Raw genomic sequence first — 17166 nt, 5'->3', positions numbered from 1 at the left:
CTACAGGCCACCCGTAGCCTGAAACCCTATGCCTGCCGCCGTCAGCAATGACAGCGGCAGGAACAGCGTGTCCAGCAGCATGCTGCCAGGCAGGTCCAGGTGAGGATACGCCGGTGCCTCGGCCCCGAAGCGATCCTTGGGGCAGCAGCCACCCTTGATCACGTACAGATCCAGCCGGGTCCCGGCATACACCACTGGCGCCCCAGGCTTGTTGGCGTCCAGCGTACGCACCGTGGCGCAGCCGCCAAGCAGGCTTGCCGCCAGCAAGCCGGCCAGAAAGCGCCTCACTCATCAGCCCCGAAGTGATGCTCGCCCCAGCGCGGCAACATGTCCTGTGGAATGTTCAACAGGTTGAGAATGCGCGCCACGACGAAGTCGATCAGGTCATCGATGGTCTGCGGCTGATGATAGAACCCCGGTGCCGCCGGCAGGATCACTGCCCCCATCTGTGACAACTTGAGCATGTTCTCCAGGTGAATGGTCGACAACGGTGCCTCGCGTGGCACCAGGATCAGCTGCCGACGCTCCTTGAGGGTGACGTCGGCGGCTCGCTCGATCAGGTTGTTGCAGGCGCCGGTGGCGATTGCCGACAAGGTACCGGTTGAACACGGCACCACCACCATCGCCGCTGGCGCCCCAGAGCCCGAAGCCACCGGCGACATCCAGTCTTCCTTGCCATAGACACGGATCTGCCCATCGGCAGCACCCGTGTATTCGGTGAGAAACGCCTGCATGGCCTGCGGCTTGGCCGGCAGGAGCACGTCGGTCTCGGTGGCCATCACCAGTTGCGCAGCCTTGGAGATGAGGAAATGCACCTCGCGGTCCTCGCGCACCAGGCAATCGAGCAGGCGCAGGCCATATTGCACGCCGGAGGCGCCAGTCATGGCCAGGGTGATGCGTTCCGGGCCGCTCACTGCAGTGCCTCGGCCAACTTGCCATGCAGGCCGCCGAAGCCGCCATTGCTCATGATCACCACATGGGTACCCGGGCGAGCCTGGCCCTTGACCCGGTCGATGATCGCGTCAAGGCTGTCGGCCACCACACTGGGCACCTTGCATTGCGCGGCAGTGCCGGCCAGGTCCCAACCCAGGTTGGCGGGCGCGTACCAGATCACCTGGTCGGCGTCATTGACGCTTTCCGGCAGGCCATCTCGATGGGCGCCCAGCTTCATGGAGTTGGAGCGCGGCTCGATGATGGCGATGACCGGCGCTTCACCCACCCGCTTGCGCAAGCCGTCGAGTGTGGTGGCAATGGCCGTCGGATGGTGGGCGAAATCATCGTAGATGGTCACGCCCTGGACCTCAGCCACCTTTTCCATGCGCCGCTTGACGCTCTTGAACGCACTCAGGCCTTCGATACCCATTGCCGGCACAACGCCAACATGACGGGCGGCGGCCAGCGTGGCGAGGGCGTTGGCGACGTTGTGCTGACCGGTCAGTGCCCAGTCCACCACACCCTGCACCTCACCCTCGAACAGCACCTCGAAACGCGATCCGTCGGCACTGAGCAGGCGAGCCTGCCACTCGCCACCTTCACCGGTGGTCTGCACCGGGGTCCAGCAGCCCATGCCGATCACCCGCTCCAGCGCCTGCTCGGTGGTCGGGTGAATGACCAGGCCTTCGCTCGGGATGGTCCGTACCAGGTGATGGAACTGCCGCTCGATGGACGCCAGGTCAGGAAAGATGTCCGCGTGGTCGAACTCAAGGTTGTTGAGGATCGCGGTGCGCGGGTGGTAATGCACAAACTTCGAACGCTTGTCGAAGAAGGCGCTGTCGTATTCGTCGGCCTCGACCACGAAGAACGGTGTGCCGCCCAGGCGCGCCGACACCGAGAAGTTCTGCGGCACGCCGCCGATCAGGAAGCCCGGGCTCATGCCGGCGTGCTCCAGCACCCAGGCCAGCATGCTGCTGGTGGTGGTCTTGCCGTGGGTGCCCGCCACGGCCAGCACCCAGCGGCCCTGCAGCACATGGTCGGCCAGCCACTGCGGGCCGGACACATAAGGCAAGCCCTTGTTCAGCACATACTCCACCGCCGGGTTGCCCCGCGACATGGCGTTGCCGATCACTACCAGGTCTGGTGCAGGGTCCAGCTGAGCCGGGTCGTAGCCCTGGGTCAGCTCGATGCCCTGGGCTTCGAGCTGGGTGCTCATGGGCGGATAGACGTTGGCGTCGGAGCCGGTGACGCGGTGGCCGAGCTCTTTGGCCAGCACGGCCAGCGAACCCATGAAAGTGCCGCAAATACCGAGAATATGAATATGCATGGTCGACCTCGCAAAACTTCGAGGCAGGGTAGCCTAGGGCGAGAAAAATCGCACACGCTGTTTCGGTTATTACACGCGGCTGATGCCGTGTTTTCGAAGTTTTCGATATAAGGTATTGCGGCTGATGCCCAGGTGCTCGGCGACCCGGGTCAGGTGCCAGTGTTTTGCTTCCAGCACTTCCATCAGCGCCTGATGTTCAGCACTCTGCAATACATCGACGCCCTCCGAAACTTCAGGCTCGACAGCCGCTCCCACAGAGGGCGCGTACGTCTTGATGATGGCGGGAAGGTCCAGGAAGTGGATGATGGTGTCTTCGCACAGCGCCACCAAGGTCCGTAGCACGTTGCGCATCTGCCGGACGTTCCCCGGCCAGGCAAAGCCAAGCAGTGCCTGACGCGCCTCGGGCGCCAATCGGACCACCTGCCCCTGTGCCTCTTGATGCAGCAGGAAATCCAGCAACTGCTCCTTGTCACTACGCTCGCGCACCGCTGGCAGCGCCACCTCCAGGCCATTGAGCCGGTAGTACAGGTCTTCGCGGAAACTGCCCTGCTCCACCCGTTCCAGCAAGTCGCGGTGGGTGGCGCTGACGATCCGCACATCCACCGCCTGCGGCTCACCACCAATCGGCACCACCTGGCGCTCTTCCAGCACCCGCAACAGGCGGGTCTGCAACGCCAGCGGCATGTCGCCTATCTCGTCCAGCAACAAGGTACCGCCATCAGCCTGCAGCAGCTTGCCACGCATGCCCTCTTTGCGTGCTCCGGTAAAGCTGCCACCGCGGTAGCCGAACAGCTCACTTTCGATCAGGCTCTCGGGGATCGACGCACAGTTGACCGCCACGAACGGCTTGCCACGGCGCTGGCTGGCCTGGTGCACGGCCTGGGCAAAGGCTTCTTTACCGCAACCGGTCTCGCCGCGCAGCAGCAGCGGCACATCGCGCTCGAACACGCGCACGGCACGTTGAAAATCGTGTTGCAGGGCCGGGTCCAGCAGGCAGATGCCCGGCGCTGCGGCAGGCCTGGCCTGGGGCAGGCTGGCCGGCACCGTCCATCGCGGCGCCTGCGCCTGGCCGCGCAGGCTGGCGAACACCTGGCGTCCATCACGGGTGCGCAACGGCCAGACCGTACCGCCGCCTGGCGTAGCGCGGCTGAACAGCTCGTCGTGGCTGCAGGCGAAGAACATCTCCAGCGGTTTGCCCAACACGCCCCCGCGAATGGTGCCGAGCAGGTTCAGGGCACTCTGGTTGGCGGCGCAGATCCGACCATCGCCGTCGAACGCCAGCAACCCTTCACTGAACTGGCCGACCGACTCCGCCTGCACGTGGATGCGCAGCAACCACTGCTGCTCGAAATGACGCAGGAAATAGCAGCTCTCGATCATCTTCGCCGAAAGGTTGACCAGCGCCATGGTGTGGAACTGGCTCTGGCGCGACACGTCCGGCCGCGCCGAGGACACATCGAGCACCGCCAGCAGCTCACCGTGCGGGTCGAACACCGGGCTCGCCGAGCAGGTCAGCCCGGTATGGCGGCCGCGAAAGTGTTCATTCTGGTGAATGGTCAGGGCCTGGCGCTCGACCAGGCAGGTGCCGATGCCATTGGTACCCTCGCGCGCCTCGCTCCAGTCCGCGCCCAGCCACAGCCCGGCACGCTCGAAGTTGCGCCGCTCGCTGGGCGCGGTGACACAGTTGAGGATCACCCCTCGGGCATCGGTCAGCAGCACCGCATGGCCGGCACCGGAGAGCTGCTGGTGCAGGCTGTTCATCTCGCTGTCGGCGATCTTCAGCACCTGGCGCAGGCGCTCGCGGCTCTCGAGCAGGCGGCCGTGTTCCAGCACCACCGGCGCCTCGATCACTGACGGGTCGAGATGATAGTCGTCCAGGCAGCGCAACCAGGAGCGGGCAATCGACGGGTCGCTGCCAGCTTCACCACGGGCGACGGTATGCACCTGCTGGGCATGGCGGCTGAATGAGTTGCTCTGCATTTGTTGTTGTTCTCCGCAGATAGAGATTCACGCCAGCATCCTCCACCCGGGCAGGGTTTGCAACGTGCCCACCGGCAACGTGTCGCAAACGGTACAAAGTGTCACCCCGGGCGTGCCAGGCTTGGCACAGGGCCGCTTCCCGCCCGCATTGCAGCTTGACCCAAGTCATTGATTCCACTGGCTTGCACCACGCTGGCCCAACCTTTGCTCTACGCTTTCCAACTCCTCAACAAACATAACAGCCAGGAGACACACCATGCGTTACGCACATCCCGGTACCGAGGGCGCGAAGGTTTCCTTCAAGAAGCGCTACGGCAACTTCATCGGTGGCGAATTCGTGGCCCCCGTCAAAGGCCAGTACTTCGACAACACTTCCCCGGTGAACGGCCAGCTGATCGCCGAATTCCCGCGTTCCACTGCCGAAGACATCGAGAAAGCCCTGGATGCCGCCCATGCCGCCGCCGACGCCTGGGGCCGCACCTCGGTACAGGACCGCTCCAACATCCTGCTGAAGATTGCCGACCGTATCGAGCAGAACCTGGAAATCCTGGCCATTACCGAAACCTGGGACAACGGCAAGCCGATCCGCGAAACCCTCAACGCCGATATCCCGCTGGCCGTCGACCACTTCCGCTACTTTGCCGGCTGCATCCGCGCCCAGGAAGGCGGCGCTGCCGAAATCAACGAAAACACCGTGGCCTATCACATCCATGAGCCACTGGGTGTGGTCGGGCAGATCATCCCGTGGAACTTCCCGATCCTGATGGCCGCCTGGAAGCTTGCCCCAGCCCTGGCCGCCGGCAACTGCGTGGTGCTCAAGCCGGCCGAACAGACACCACTGGGCATCACCGTGCTGGTCGAGCTGATTGGCGACCTGCTGCCCAAAGGCGTGCTCAACGTGGTGCAAGGCTATGGCCGCGAGGCCGGTGAAGCACTGGCCACCAGCAAGCGTATCGCCAAGATCGCCTTCACCGGCTCCACCCCGGTCGGCTCGCACATCATGAAATGCGCGGCCGAGAACATCATCCCGTCCACCGTCGAGCTGGGTGGCAAGTCGCCGAACGTGTACTTCGAAGACATCATGCAGGCCGAGCCGAGCTTCATCGACAAGGCCGCCGAAGGCATGGTGCTGGCGTTCTTCAACCAGGGCGAGGTGTGCACCTGCCCATCGCGCGCGCTGGTGCAGGAGTCGATCTACCCGCAGTTCATGGAAGTGGTGATGAAGAAGGTCCTGCAAATCAAGCGCGGCGACCCGCTCGACACCGACACCATGGTCGGCGCCCAGGCCTCCCAGCAGCAGTTCGAGAAGATCCTCTCGTACCTCGACATCGCCCAGCAGGAAGGCGCCGAGCTGCTGACCGGCGGCAAGGTGGAAAAACTCGAAGGCTCGCTGGCCACCGGTTACTACATCCAGCCGACCCTGCTCAAAGGCAACAACCGCATGCGCGTGTTCCAGGAAGAAATCTTCGGCCCGGTGGTCAGCGTCACCACCTTCAAGGACGAAGCCGAAGCCCTGGCCATTGCCAACGACACCGAGTTCGGCCTCGGTGCCGGCGTGTGGACCCGCGACATCAACCGCGCCTACCGCATGGGCCGTGGCATCAAGGCGGGCCGCGTGTGGACCAACTGCTACCACCTGTACCCGGCGCATGCTGCATTCGGTGGCTACAAGAAGTCCGGCGTCGGCCGTGAAACCCACAAGATGATGCTCGACCACTATCAGCAGACCAAGAACCTGCTGGTGAGCTACGACATCAACCCGCTGGGCTTCTTCTAAAACAGTGCACTGGGGCCGCCGACTGGCGGCCCCAACCGCTCTGGCTCGCTTCCTGCAGTACCTATCACCATCGGCCCGGAGCCCTTCCGGCCATCAAGAAAAAGAACAGGTGAATCTATGCCAAGCGATCATTCCGCCGGCGTGCCGGCAGGTTCTTCCGTCGACTTCGAAAAAGTCGGTTCGGACTATTTCCAGCAACGTGAACTGAAAAAAGGCGCCGCCGGCTGGGTACTGCTGGTGGGCCTGGGCGTTGCTTACGTGATTTCCGGCGACTACGCCGGCTGGAACTTCGGCCTCGCTCAGGGCGGCTGGGGCGGCATGTTCCTCGCCACCTTGCTGATGGCGACCATGTACCTGTGCATGTGCTTCTCGCTGGCCGAGCTCTCCTCGATGATCCCCACCGCTGGCGGCGGCTACGGTTTTGCCCGCAGCGCCTTCGGCCCGTGGGGCGGCTTTTTGACCGGCACGGCGATCCTCATCGAGTACGCCATCGCCCCTGCCGCCATCGCCACGTTCATCGGCGCCTACTGCCAGTCATTGTTCGGCATCGGCGGCTGGATGATTTACCTGGCCTTCTATGTGGTGTTTATCGGCATTCACATCTTCGGCGTGGGTGAAGCGCTGAAACTGATGTTCATCATCACCGCAGTCGCAGCCATTGCCCTGGCCGTATTCCTGGTGGCCATGGTGCCCCATTTTGATGCAGCCAACCTGTTCGACATCGCCAAAACGGACGCCGCGGGCGCCAGCAGCTTCCTGCCATTCGGCTATGTCGGCGTGTGGGCCGCGATCCCCTATGCCATCTGGTTCTTCCTCGCCGTCGAAGGGGTGCCACTGGCCGCTGAAGAAACCAAGAACCCCAAGCGCGACCTGCCACGCGGCCTGATCGGCGCAATGCTGGTACTGCTGGCGTTCGCCCTGCTGATCCTGGTGGTCGGCCCTGGCGGCGCAGGCTCCGAAGCCCTGAAGGCCTCGGGCAACCCGCTGGTCGAAGCACTGGCCAAGGCCTACGGCGGCTCCACCTGGATGGGCAGTTTCGTCAACCTGGTAGGCCTGGCCGGCCTGATCGCCAGTTTCTTCTCGATCATCTACGCCTATTCGCGGCAGATCTTCGCCCTTTCTCGCGCGGGCTACCTGCCGCGCAAGCTGTCGGAAACCAACCAGAGCAAGGCCCCGGTCATGGCGCTGGTGATCCCCGGGATCATCGGTTTCGCCCTGTCGCTGACCGGCCAGGGTGACCTGCTGATCCTGGTGGCGGTATTCGGTGCCACACTGTCGTATGTGCTGATGATGGCCGCGCACATCACCCTGCGTATCCGTCGGCCAAAAATGGAACGCCCTTACCGCACCCCCGGCGGCATCTTCACCTCGGGCCTGGCCCTGGTGCTGGCCTGTATCGCCGTGGTCGCGGGCTTCCTGGTCGACCCACGGGTGGTGATTGGCGCTGCCGTGATCTACGCGGTATTCATCGCCTATTTTGCGTTGTACAGCCGCCACCACCTGGTTGCCGGCACACCGGAAGAGGAATTCGCCGCGATCCAGAAGGCCGAAGAGGCACTGCACTGATCGCCGCCACCTGCCGCGGGCCAGCCCGCGGCTCTGGAGATTCTGTATGGCAAGTTTCGTACACACGGTGGGCCACCTGGTCTATCGCTTCGACAGCCTCAAGGACGTGATGGCCAAGGCCAGCCCGGCCCGTTCCGGAGACTTTCTGGCCGGCGTCGCCGCCAGCAACGACGGCGAACGGGTGGCCGCGCAGATGGCCTTGGCCAACATCCCGCTGACGCATTTTCTGAATGAAGCTTTGATCCCCTATGAACAGGACGAGATCACCCGGCTGATCGTCGACACCCACGACGCCCAGGCCTTCGCCCCGGTCAGCCACCTGACCGTTGGCGGCCTGCGCGACTGGCTGCTCAGCGAAGAAGCTGATGAGCGGAGCCTGAGCGCCCTCGCCCCGGGGCTGACCCCGGAAATGGCCGCCGCCGTGTCGAAGATCATGCGTGTGCAGGACCTGGTGCTGGTGGCGCAGAAGATCCGCGTGGTCACCCGGTTCCGCGGCACCATGGGCCTGCGCGGGCGCCTGTCGACCCGCCTGCAACCCAACCACCCGACCGACGAGCCGGCCGGTATCGCCGCCAGCATCCTCGACGGCCTGCTCTACGGCAACGGCGACGCCATGATCGGCATCAACCCGGCCACCGACAGCATCGCCTCGATCTGCGCCCTGCTGGAAATGCTCGACGCCATCATCCAGCGCTATGACATTCCCACCCAGGCCTGCGTGCTGACCCACGTCACCACCTCGATCGAAGCGATCAACCGCGGCGTGCCGCTGGACCTGGTGTTCCAGTCGATCGCTGGCACCGAGGCGGCCAACGCCGGCTTCGGCATCAACCTTAACGTGCTGCAGGAAGGCTACGAGGCCGGCCTGTCGCTCAAGCGCGGCACCCTCGGGCAGAACCTGATGTACTTCGAAACCGGCCAAGGCAGCGCGCTGTCGGCCAATGCCCACCACGGCGTCGACCAGCAAACCTGTGAGACCCGCGCCTACGCCGTGGCCCGCCACTTCAAGCCGTTCCTGGTCAACACCGTGGTCGGCTTCATCGGCCCCGAATACCTGTACAACGGCAAGCAGATCATCCGCGCCGGCCTCGAAGACCACTTCTGCGGCAAGCTGCTCGGCGTGCCGATGGGCTGCGACATCTGCTACACCAACCACGCCGAAGCCGACCAGGACGACATGGACACCCTACTGACCCTGCTGGGCGTGGCCGGGATCAATTTCATCATGGGCATCCCAGGCTCCGACGACATCATGCTCAACTACCAGACCACGTCGTTCCACGATGCGCTGTATGCGCGCCAGACCCTGGGCCTGAAGCCCGGGCCGGAATTCGAAGCCTGGCTGCAACGCACCGGCATCTTCACCCAGGCCGATGGCCGCGTGCGCTTTGGCGACAACCTGCCGCCGGCATTCCGCCAGGCCTTGGCACAGCTGGCTTAGAGGTGACCATGGCAGACCGATCCCCCACCCCGGACAACCCTTGGCTGGCCCTGCGCAACCTGACCCCGGCACGCATCGCCCTGGGCCGTTGCGGTACCAGCCTGCCCACCGGTGCGCAACTGGACTTCCAGTTCGCCCACGCCCAGGCCCGCGACGCCGTGCACCTGGCCTTCGACCACGCCACCCTGAGTGAACAGCTCAAGGACCGTGGCCGCGATTGCCTGGTGCTGCACAGCGCCGCCACTGACCGCCACCAATACCTGCAACGCCCCGACCTGGGTCGGCGGCTGAACCAAGACTCGGCCGAGCGCTTGCGCCAGCATGCCCAGACCAACCCTGAAGGCGTCGACCTGGCCATCGTGGTCGCCGACGGCCTTTCGGCCCTGGCCGTGCACCGCCATACCCTGCCATTCCTGGCCCGCTTCGAAGAGCAGGCCGCAGCCGATGGCTGGACCAGCGCCCCGGTGGTGCTGGTCGAGCAAGGCCGGGTTGCCGTGGCGGACGAAGTGGGCCAGTTGCTCGGGGCACGCATGACCGTGATGCTGATCGGCGAGCGCCCAGGGCTGAGCTCGCCAGACAGCCTGGGCCTGTATTTCACCTACGCCCCAAAGGTCGGCCTGACCGATGCCTACCGCAACTGCATCTCCAACATCCGCCTGGAGGGCCTGAGTTACGGCATGGCGGCCCACCGCCTGCTATACCTGATGCGCGAAGCCTGCCGGCGGCAGCTTTCCGGTGTGAATCTGAAGGACGAAGCCGAGGTCCATAGCATCGACAGTGAAAATACCCCCAACCAGCGCGGCAACTTTCTGCTCGGTGAAGGTTAAAGAACCTGTAACGGAAGGCGGATTGCACTGACGGCCAGCATTGGGGCAGCATGCCCATGAAAGCTGCAGGCATTCCGCCGTTTCCCCAAATGGACTCTGAGGGCCGCACATGCGCATCATCAAGGCAACCCTGGAACACCTCGACCTGCTCACCCCGCTGTTCGTCAGATACCGCGAGTTCTACGGGCAGCTCCCTTTCCCCGACAGCTCGCGTGCCTTTCTCGAGAAACGCCTCAAACGCGACGAATCGGTGATCTACCTGGCCTTGGCGGATGACGATGACGGTAAATTGCTCGGTTTCTGTCAACTGTACCCGAGCTTTTCATCGCTTTCGCTGAAACGCGTATGGATCCTCAACGACATCTTTGTCGCCGAAGACTCGCGGCGCATGCTGGTGGCCGACCATCTGATGCGCGAGGCCAAGAAAATGGCCAAGCAGACCCAGGCCGTGCGCATGCGGGTATCGACCAGCGCCAACAACGAGGTGGCGCGCAAGACCTATGAGTCGATCGGCTTTCGCAAGGACACCGAGTTCGAGAACTACATCTTGCCGATCAGCCAGGACTGACCATACCGGCCTCTTCGCGGGTAAACCCGCTCCCACGGAGAGGCCCGGACAGGCTTGCACGGTAACCCCTCGCTACAAACTCTACGGGCAGGTTTCCTACTTGGCCGTATAATGCTTCGACCTGTCATGTGTGAAATTTTACCCACTCACAGGTAGTCATGCCGACGCCCAGGGCATTGTCCGTCATCGCGTGCCCGTATAGGCGGGTCAAGAACACAGGTGCTGTACATGGAATTCAACCCGCTGGACTTAATCCTGCATCTCGATACCTACCTCGATCTGCTGGTCACCAACTACGGCCCCTGGATCTACGCGATCCTGTTTGCTGTGATCTTCTGCGAAACCGGCCTGGTGGTAATGCCGTTCCTGCCGGGCGACTCGCTGCTGTTCATCGCCGGCGCCGTAGCCGCAGGGGGCGGCATGGACCCGGTCCTGCTGGCAGGCCTGCTGATGGCCGCGGCCATCCTCGGCGACAGCACCAACTACATCATCGGTCGCACCACAGGCGAAAAACTGTTCAGCAACCCCAATTCGAAGATCTTCCGCCGCGACTACCTGCAGCGGACCCACGACTTCTATGAACGCCATGGCGGCAAGACCGTAACCATGGCGCGCTTCCTGCCGATCCTGCGCACCTTCGCGCCGTTCGTGGCCGGTATCGCGCACATGCACTACCCGCGTTTCCTGGGCTTCAGCGTGGCCGGTTCGCTGCTGTGGGTCGGTGGCCTGGTGACCCTGGGCTACTTCTTCGGCAATGTGCCGTTCATCAAGCAGCACCTGTCGCTGATGGTGGTCGCTATCATCCTGCTGTCGCTGGTACCGATGATCCTCGGCCTGCTGCGCAGCCGCCTGGGCCGCACCGCCAAGGCCCACTGACAGCAGGCATGTGGTCCTTCAGCGCCTGGCGGCGCAAGCGCACACTCGCACGCTACCCGATCGACCCACAGCAATGGCAGGTGATCCGTGATCGCCTGCCGATGCTCGATGGCATCACCGATGCCGAAGACCAGTGGCTGCGCGAAGCCTGCATCCTGTTCCTGCTCGACAAGCACCTGACCACCCTCCCCGGGGTCGAGCTGGACGACGAGCAGCGCCTGTTTCTCGCCGCCCAGGCACAGCTACCACTGCTGCACCTGGGCGAGTTGAACTGGTACCAGGGCTTCCACGAGATCATTCTCTACCCCGATGACTTCAAGAGCCCGCAGCGCCACCGCGATGCCACTGGCGTGGAGCACGCGTGGGATGCCGAACACAGCGGCGAAGCCTGGCAGCAAGGGCCGATCATCCTGGCCTGGGCCGGGGTGCTGGCCAGTGGCGGCTGGGAGGCCTACAACCTGGTGATTCACGAGCTGGCACACAAGCTCGACATGCTCAATGGCGATGCCAACGGCCTGCCGCCGCTGCACCCCGGCATGCGCGTGGAAGACTGGGCAGCGGCCATGCAGCAGGCCTACGACGACCTCAACCGCCAGCTCGACGCCGACCCCGACGCTGAAACCGCCATCGACCCCTACGCGGCGGAAAACCCGGCGGAATTCTTCGCCGTCACCAGTGAGTATTTCTTCAGCGCTCCCGACCTGCTGCAGCAGGCTTATCCACAGGTGTACCAGCAGCTGTCGCTGTTCTACCGGCAGAACCCGCTCGAGCGCCTGCTGAAGCTGCAGGCCGGTCACCCGGATTACCGCGAAAGCCACGCCTGATGCGGCCGCACATCCGTCCACACGTGGCATGGCCTGGCAGAATGTGCCTATAATCGCCGCCACTTTTTTGATCAAACACGGGGGCACTGCCCAATGAGCTACAGCAAGATTCCGGCTGGCAAAGACCTGCCGAACGACATCTACGTCGCCATCGAGATCCCGGCCAACCACGCGCCGATCAAGTACGAAATCGACAAGGACAGCGACACCCTGTTCGTCGATCGCTTCATGGCCACCCCGATGTTCTACCCGGCCAACTACGGTTTCATCCCGAACACCCTGGCCGACGACGGTGATCCGCTGGACGTGCTGGTCGTAACCCCATACCCGGTTGCTCCTGGCTCGGTTATCCGTGCCCGTCCGGTCGGCGTGCTGAACATGACCGACGACGGCGGCGGCGACGCCAAGGTCATCGCCGTGCCTCACGACAAGCTGAGCCAGCTGTACGTCGACGTGAAGGAATACACCGACCTGCCAGCCCTGCTGATCCAGCAGATCGAGCACTTCTTCGCCAACTACAAGGATCTGGAGAAGGGCAAGTGGGTCAAGATCGAAGGCTGGGAAGGCGCCGACGCCGCCCGCGCCGCGATCACCAAATCGGTCGCTGCCTACAAAGGCTGATACCGCTTTACTGAAAAAACCCCGCCTCGGCGGGGTTTTTTTATGGGTCACGCTGGAGGTCGGTAAAAAATCCTACCCTGTCCTACGCCTTTGCCCTACATCCCGGCATTTTTCACACCGTTCACATCAACATCACGTTCATTTCGCTACTAGCAATCGGCCGCTACACTCGGCGCTATGAACAGATCCGGTGACCGCCTCAAGGCACTCCTTCGGGAATGTGGCCTGACCCCTTCAGAATTCGCTGCCCAACGCCGCGTCTCGTCGCAGCACATCAACAACTGGTTCACCCGGGGCATCCCGATTGCCCGGCTCGATGAAATGGCCGAGTTGTTCTGTGTGCAGCGCCGCTGGTTGCAAACCGGCGAAGGCCCCAAGCACCCGCATTCGTTGCTGCGCATGTACGCGCCCCAGACCATTCCGACGCACAATGCCGGTTTGCCATCGGAGTCGCCTGCTGCCTTGGTGCACGTGCCCTTTCACGAACTGCGCAACGGCCAGCTCATAGCGCTCGACGGCCACCACATGGCAATGCCGGCACCTGCGCTGGAGGCATTGGCCGTGCCCGTGGACCAAGCCATCTGCATGACCATGCCTGCCGCCAACATGGCGCCGTGGATCCCGCGCGATGCCATCCTGGCGATCGACCTCAGCTACACCCGGGTGGTGGATGGCGAGATCTATGCCCTGCTGCACAACGGCAGGCTCAGGGTGAACAGCCTGAGCCTCGGCCATCAAGGCACGCTGTGCCTCCATAGCCACAATCGGCGCGAGGTGGTGGAGCGCTATACACCGCTACAATGCAAGGCGCAGAAGCTTGAGGTACTGGGCTGGGTGTTCCACTGGTCGCATTACCGCCAGCGACGCCCCGACTGACACACGCTATGCCATTTTTTGCTGGGCATACTGCGCCAGCCCTTGTATGCTACGCGGCACATTCAGCCCCGGCCGGCGCAAGCCGCGTTGCAGAGGGCTCGGCGACGCTCCACACGACCGTTTGCCATCTCTTTCAGGCCCTTGCTGGCCACACAGTTAAGGCGGTTGCGACTTACCATAAATTAGTCGGAAGCGTCCCCGAGAAGCCGGCCACAAGCCGGCTTTTTAATGCCCGCTGTCAATGCAACATGCCCAACTCGGCATCATCCATCAGCGCCTTGGCCATCGCGCTCAGGTAATGCGAGGCCCAGATCATCATCGGTTTCTCTTCCATCAGGCCGAGTATGGTCAGTTCGCGCACGTAGCCCATCAGTTCAGAGGCCTGTTCGCGGGCATCGCGACAAGGGATGCCGGGTTCGATGCGGAACAATGGGTGGGTCTGGTTTTCACCTTGGAAGAAGGTCGTCTTGCCGACGGTGCATTGGGTGTTGTCTGTGGTCACTGGTCAATCTCCCTGAAAATTCTCGAATGCCTGGGCGGGCCTCATCGCGGATAAATCCGCTCCTACAAAGACCGCGCATTACCCGAGGTCTGTGACGCACCTCAACCTGTAGGAGCGGATTTATCCGCGTTTGGCAGGCTCAGGCAACGCATCACCTGCGTCTTAGTGTAATGTCCGAGGCCCAGTAGGCATCTGCACCTGGATCAAAGCGGATTCGAGCAAAGCCCGCAGCGCCTCCAGCTCATGCATCGAGGCCATCATCAGGATCGACGCTGGTGACTTGGGCTGCAGCAGCAACGCCTGATGCACCACGGTAGTCGCGCACAGCGCGTAGTCGGTGGCCTGGATCAGGGTGTCTTCGAGGGAGTGAATATCGTGGGGTGGATCAGGGACAATCTTAAGCATGGTGAACCTCGTCTGTATTCGAAGGGACCACCACGTCATCACTTGCATTTGATGGGTGGCGGCTACGCACGGGTCTGCAAGACCGGACAGACGAGAACCGGCAGATCCGAAGATCTCCCGCACGCAGCCACCATTGACCGAATGTGCTGGCAAGCAGCAATTCGGAAAGCGGTACTGATGTCTGTACGGGCTTGCAGGCCCGGTCGCTGCGTTGACAACGACTGGGCCACACTAAGCCGCCAGAAACACCACCGCAATGGCCCAAGGGCGCTAGGAAGCTAATTCAGAAATGGACTACAAACAACGGGAATTTTCTGAACTTCAGAAGTCATATCGCGCCCCGACCATCATGCTCCGCGATGGCCCATAGAAGTTGAACGTCGAGGTCGAGCCCACCCGCGACAGGTAATCCCGGTCGAACAGGTTGTTGACGTTGAAGGTCGCCGTCAGCTTCGAGGTCACCGGGTACGACAGCATCGCATCCACTGTGGCATAGCCCGGCGCATCAATGCGCACGCCGCCGTTCTCGGAGTAGAAGTTGCTCATCGCCGACACGCCGCCACCAATGGCCAGCCCGTTCAACGGGCCTTGGCTGATGGTGTACTTGCTCCACAGCGACGCCTGATTACGCGGCATGATGAAGAAGGTGGTTTCGGCATCGCCCTTGACAGTGTCGGTTTCCATCCAGGTGTAGCCCGCCAGCAGCTCCCAGTTCGGCGTGAGCTTGCCGCTGACTTCCACTTCCGCGCCCTTGACCCGGGTCTTGCCGGAGGCGACCGAGAACCCGGTGTCCACGCCATCGGCATCGTACTCGGTGCTGGCGCGGTTCTTGTCGGTCAGGCGGAACACCGAGAAGCGGGTATTCAGGTCGCCACCGAAGTAGCTGCTTTTCAGGCCGAATTCGTACTGCTCGCCCTGGCGCGGCTTGAGCACCCGGCCGTTGCCGTCGGTGTCCGACTGGGGCTTGAACACCTGCGAATAGCTGGCGTACAGCGCGTGGTTTTCGGTGAGGTCGTAGACCAGGCCGCCATAGGGCGTGAAGCGGCCATCGACGCGCTTGTTGTCGTCGACTGTCGAGCCGCTGTTCAGGGTGGTGGTGTAGAAATCACCGCGATACCAGCTGAAGCGGCCACCGGCAATCAGCGCCAGGCGCTCGACCGGGCGGAAGGTGACCTTGGAATACAGGCCGTATTCCTCTTCCTGCATGCCGGTCTCGGTGCTGTAGTTCGGCGACGGCTTGGCGAAGCGCGTCGGTGTGTAGGTGTTGACGTTGATGCTACCCAGATTGGTGGTGCCGTTGAGGTACTCGGTGTCGTAGTTCTTGTAGTCGGTGCCGACCACGAATTCGCTGACCTGGCCGAAGGTTTCGAACGGCTGGCTGTAGCTGGCGTCCAGCGAGTAGGTGTCCTGGGTGAAGTCGCGGGCGCTGGCACGTTCGGAGTTGGCCCCGGTGGTCGCGTTGGTCGCGGTGAAGGCATACAGGTAGTTGGTGTCGCGGTGCGAGCCGCGGGCGGCGACGCGGCCATAGCCACCGTTGTCGAAGTGGTGGGTCAGCTCGGCGACCAGGTCGGTGGTTTTGCCGTCGAAGTAGTTCCAGTCGGCGCCGAGGAACTTCGAATGGCTGAAATCAGGCACCTCGCCCGACAGCGTCGCCGGGTAGCCGTTGTGCGGCGTGATGTTCTTCACTTCGTGGATCAGGCCGAACGACAGTGTGGTGTCGTCGTCCAGGTCGATGTCCAGCGCGCCGTAGTAGCTGTTGCTGGTGTTGGCGTTGTAATCGACTTCACCGTTGGTGTCGTCACGCGAGGCAATGAAGCGCCCACGCACCCGGCCGGCCTCATCCAGCGGCCCGCTCAGGTCGATTTCTTCGTGGTTGGTGTCCCAGGTGCCATAACTGCCTTCGACATGGCCCTGGAATTCGGCGGTCGGGCGCTTGCGCACCATGTTGACGATGCCGCCCAGCTCGCTGGTGCTGCTGAACAGGCCGGCCGGGCCGCGCATGATCTCGACCCGGTCGAAGGCCGCCAGCGACGGCACGGTGCCGAAGATGCTGGCCATGGGCGCCGGCAGTCCGTCGATGTTGAATTCGCTGTACTCGTAGCCACGGGCGTAGATAGACGAACGGCCGCTGTCGTTGGTCAGGGTGCGCAGGCCTGCGGTGTACTTGGCCAGGTCATCCAGGTGCACGAACTGGCGGTCCTTGACGTAGTCCTGGGTGTACACGGTAATTGATTGCGGGATGTCCTTGAGTGCCGCCGGGGTCTTGGTGCCCACGGTGGCGGCATCGACGCTGTAACCACCAGTCTGTTCCGAGGGCAGCATGTCGTAGAGGCGGTTGCCTTCGATGGTCAGGGCCGGCAGGTCGAGCGACGTGTCGTCCGCAACCGCCTGGTTTGCCACTGTTTCAGCCAGTGCCGACAACGAAAACGGCGCCAGCAGCCCCAGCACCAGCCATCCCCGCACCCGTCGTGGGCTCCCCACACCTTTGAAACCGCTCATGACACACCCTTCGCCCAATTGATATTTAATCGCAAATGAAAAAATTTGCTTTTTGCGAACGATACCGGACGAAAAACCGAGGTGCAGCAGGATTAACCTTCTTAACACATGACGGCATCACGGGATGATTGCCCTTTGCCTGCT

Annotated in this window: 16 protein-coding genes; 9 read left to right on the top strand and 7 right to left on the bottom strand. The window is 62.9% G+C overall.

Annotated elements, in window-relative coordinates:
• The 4 genes from HU738_RS10120 to HU738_RS10105 all read right to left on the bottom strand — a co-directional run bounded on the left by HU738_RS10120 (position 1) and on the right by HU738_RS10105 (position 4240).
• A complete protein-coding gene (locus HU738_RS10120; protein ID WP_186603385.1) occupies positions 1-288 on the bottom strand; it encodes a YceK/YidQ family lipoprotein in 288 nt (95 codons plus the stop codon).
• Positions 285-914, bottom strand: coding sequence for a flavin prenyltransferase UbiX (gene ubiX / locus HU738_RS10115; protein WP_176507059.1), 630 nt, complete (start codon positions 912-914; stop codon positions 285-287). Before ubiX ends, HU738_RS10120 begins: the two co-directional genes overlap by 4 nt.
• Complete coding sequence (mpl, locus tag HU738_RS10110; protein WP_186603384.1) at positions 911-2260, bottom strand: UDP-N-acetylmuramate:L-alanyl-gamma-D-glutamyl-meso-diaminopimelate ligase; 1350 nt, start codon at positions 2258-2260, stop codon at positions 911-913. Before mpl ends, ubiX begins: the two co-directional genes overlap by 4 nt.
• A gap of 69 nt (positions 2261-2329) precedes the next feature.
• Positions 2330-4240 carry a sigma-54-dependent Fis family transcriptional regulator gene (locus HU738_RS10105; RefSeq protein ID WP_186603383.1) on the bottom strand — a complete coding sequence of 637 codons (1911 nt, stop codon included), beginning with the start codon at positions 4238-4240 and terminating at the stop codon, positions 2330-2332.
• A gap of 256 nt (positions 4241-4496) precedes the next feature.
• On the opposite strand from HU738_RS10105, the gene exaC reads away from it, so the two are divergent.
• From exaC to HU738_RS10060, 9 genes are all read left to right on the top strand, one after another.
• A complete protein-coding gene (gene exaC / locus HU738_RS10100; RefSeq protein WP_186603382.1) occupies positions 4497-6017 on the top strand; it encodes an acetaldehyde dehydrogenase ExaC in 1521 nt (506 codons plus the stop codon).
• 117 nt (positions 6018-6134) lie between these two features.
• A complete protein-coding gene (eat, locus tag HU738_RS10095) occupies positions 6135-7583 on the top strand; it encodes an ethanolamine permease (RefSeq protein ID WP_176507053.1) in 1449 nt (482 codons plus the stop codon).
• A gap of 46 nt (positions 7584-7629) precedes the next feature.
• Positions 7630-9024: an ethanolamine ammonia-lyase subunit EutB gene (locus HU738_RS10090; RefSeq protein ID WP_186603381.1), complete on the top strand. Its 1395-nt coding sequence runs from the start codon at positions 7630-7632 to the stop codon at positions 9022-9024.
• An 8-nt stretch (positions 9025-9032) separates the two neighbouring features.
• Positions 9033-9851: an ethanolamine ammonia-lyase subunit EutC gene (eutC, locus tag HU738_RS10085; protein ID WP_186603380.1), complete on the top strand. Its 819-nt coding sequence runs from the start codon at positions 9033-9035 to the stop codon at positions 9849-9851.
• A gap of 109 nt (positions 9852-9960) precedes the next feature.
• The gene (locus HU738_RS10080; RefSeq protein ID WP_054886183.1) at positions 9961-10419 is read left to right on the top strand and encodes a GNAT family N-acetyltransferase; all 459 of its coding nucleotides are present in this window, start codon (positions 9961-9963) and stop codon (positions 10417-10419) included.
• A gap of 228 nt (positions 10420-10647) precedes the next feature.
• Positions 10648-11295, top strand: coding sequence for a DedA family protein (locus HU738_RS10075; protein ID WP_186603379.1), 648 nt, complete (start codon positions 10648-10650; stop codon positions 11293-11295).
• 8 nt (positions 11296-11303) lie between these two features.
• A complete protein-coding gene (locus HU738_RS10070) occupies positions 11304-12119 on the top strand; it encodes a M90 family metallopeptidase (protein ID WP_054886185.1) in 816 nt (271 codons plus the stop codon).
• 93 nt (positions 12120-12212) lie between these two features.
• Entirely contained in the window at positions 12213-12740 is a 528-nt protein-coding gene (ppa, locus tag HU738_RS10065; protein ID WP_003255365.1) for an inorganic diphosphatase, read from the top strand.
• A gap of 177 nt (positions 12741-12917) precedes the next feature.
• Positions 12918-13616: a LexA family transcriptional regulator gene (locus tag HU738_RS10060; protein ID WP_186603378.1), complete on the top strand. Its 699-nt coding sequence runs from the start codon at positions 12918-12920 to the stop codon at positions 13614-13616.
• A gap of 238 nt (positions 13617-13854) precedes the next feature.
• Here HU738_RS10060 and HU738_RS10055 read toward each other — a convergent pair whose 3' ends face one another.
• The 3 genes from HU738_RS10055 to HU738_RS10045 form a co-directional block, all read right to left on the bottom strand.
• Positions 13855-14118, bottom strand: a complete 264-nt coding sequence (locus tag HU738_RS10055; protein ID WP_186603377.1) for a DUF3077 domain-containing protein — start codon at positions 14116-14118, stop codon at positions 13855-13857.
• Between the two features lie 162 nt (positions 14119-14280).
• Entirely contained in the window at positions 14281-14523 is a 243-nt protein-coding gene (locus tag HU738_RS10050; protein WP_186603376.1) for a hypothetical protein, read from the bottom strand.
• A 321-nt stretch (positions 14524-14844) separates the two neighbouring features.
• On the bottom strand, positions 14845-17022 hold the full coding sequence (locus tag HU738_RS10045) for a TonB-dependent siderophore receptor (RefSeq protein WP_186603375.1): 2178 nt from the start codon (positions 17020-17022) through the stop codon (positions 14845-14847).
• Positions 17023-17166: the final 144 nt, after the last annotated feature.

This window comes from Pseudomonas vlassakiae, from assembly GCF_014269035.2.
Taxonomy (GTDB): domain Bacteria; phylum Pseudomonadota; class Gammaproteobacteria; order Pseudomonadales; family Pseudomonadaceae; genus Aquipseudomonas; species Aquipseudomonas vlassakiae.
Note: the sequence above shows the minus strand (reverse complement) of the source record. Positions and strands in the feature narration are given on the sequence as shown.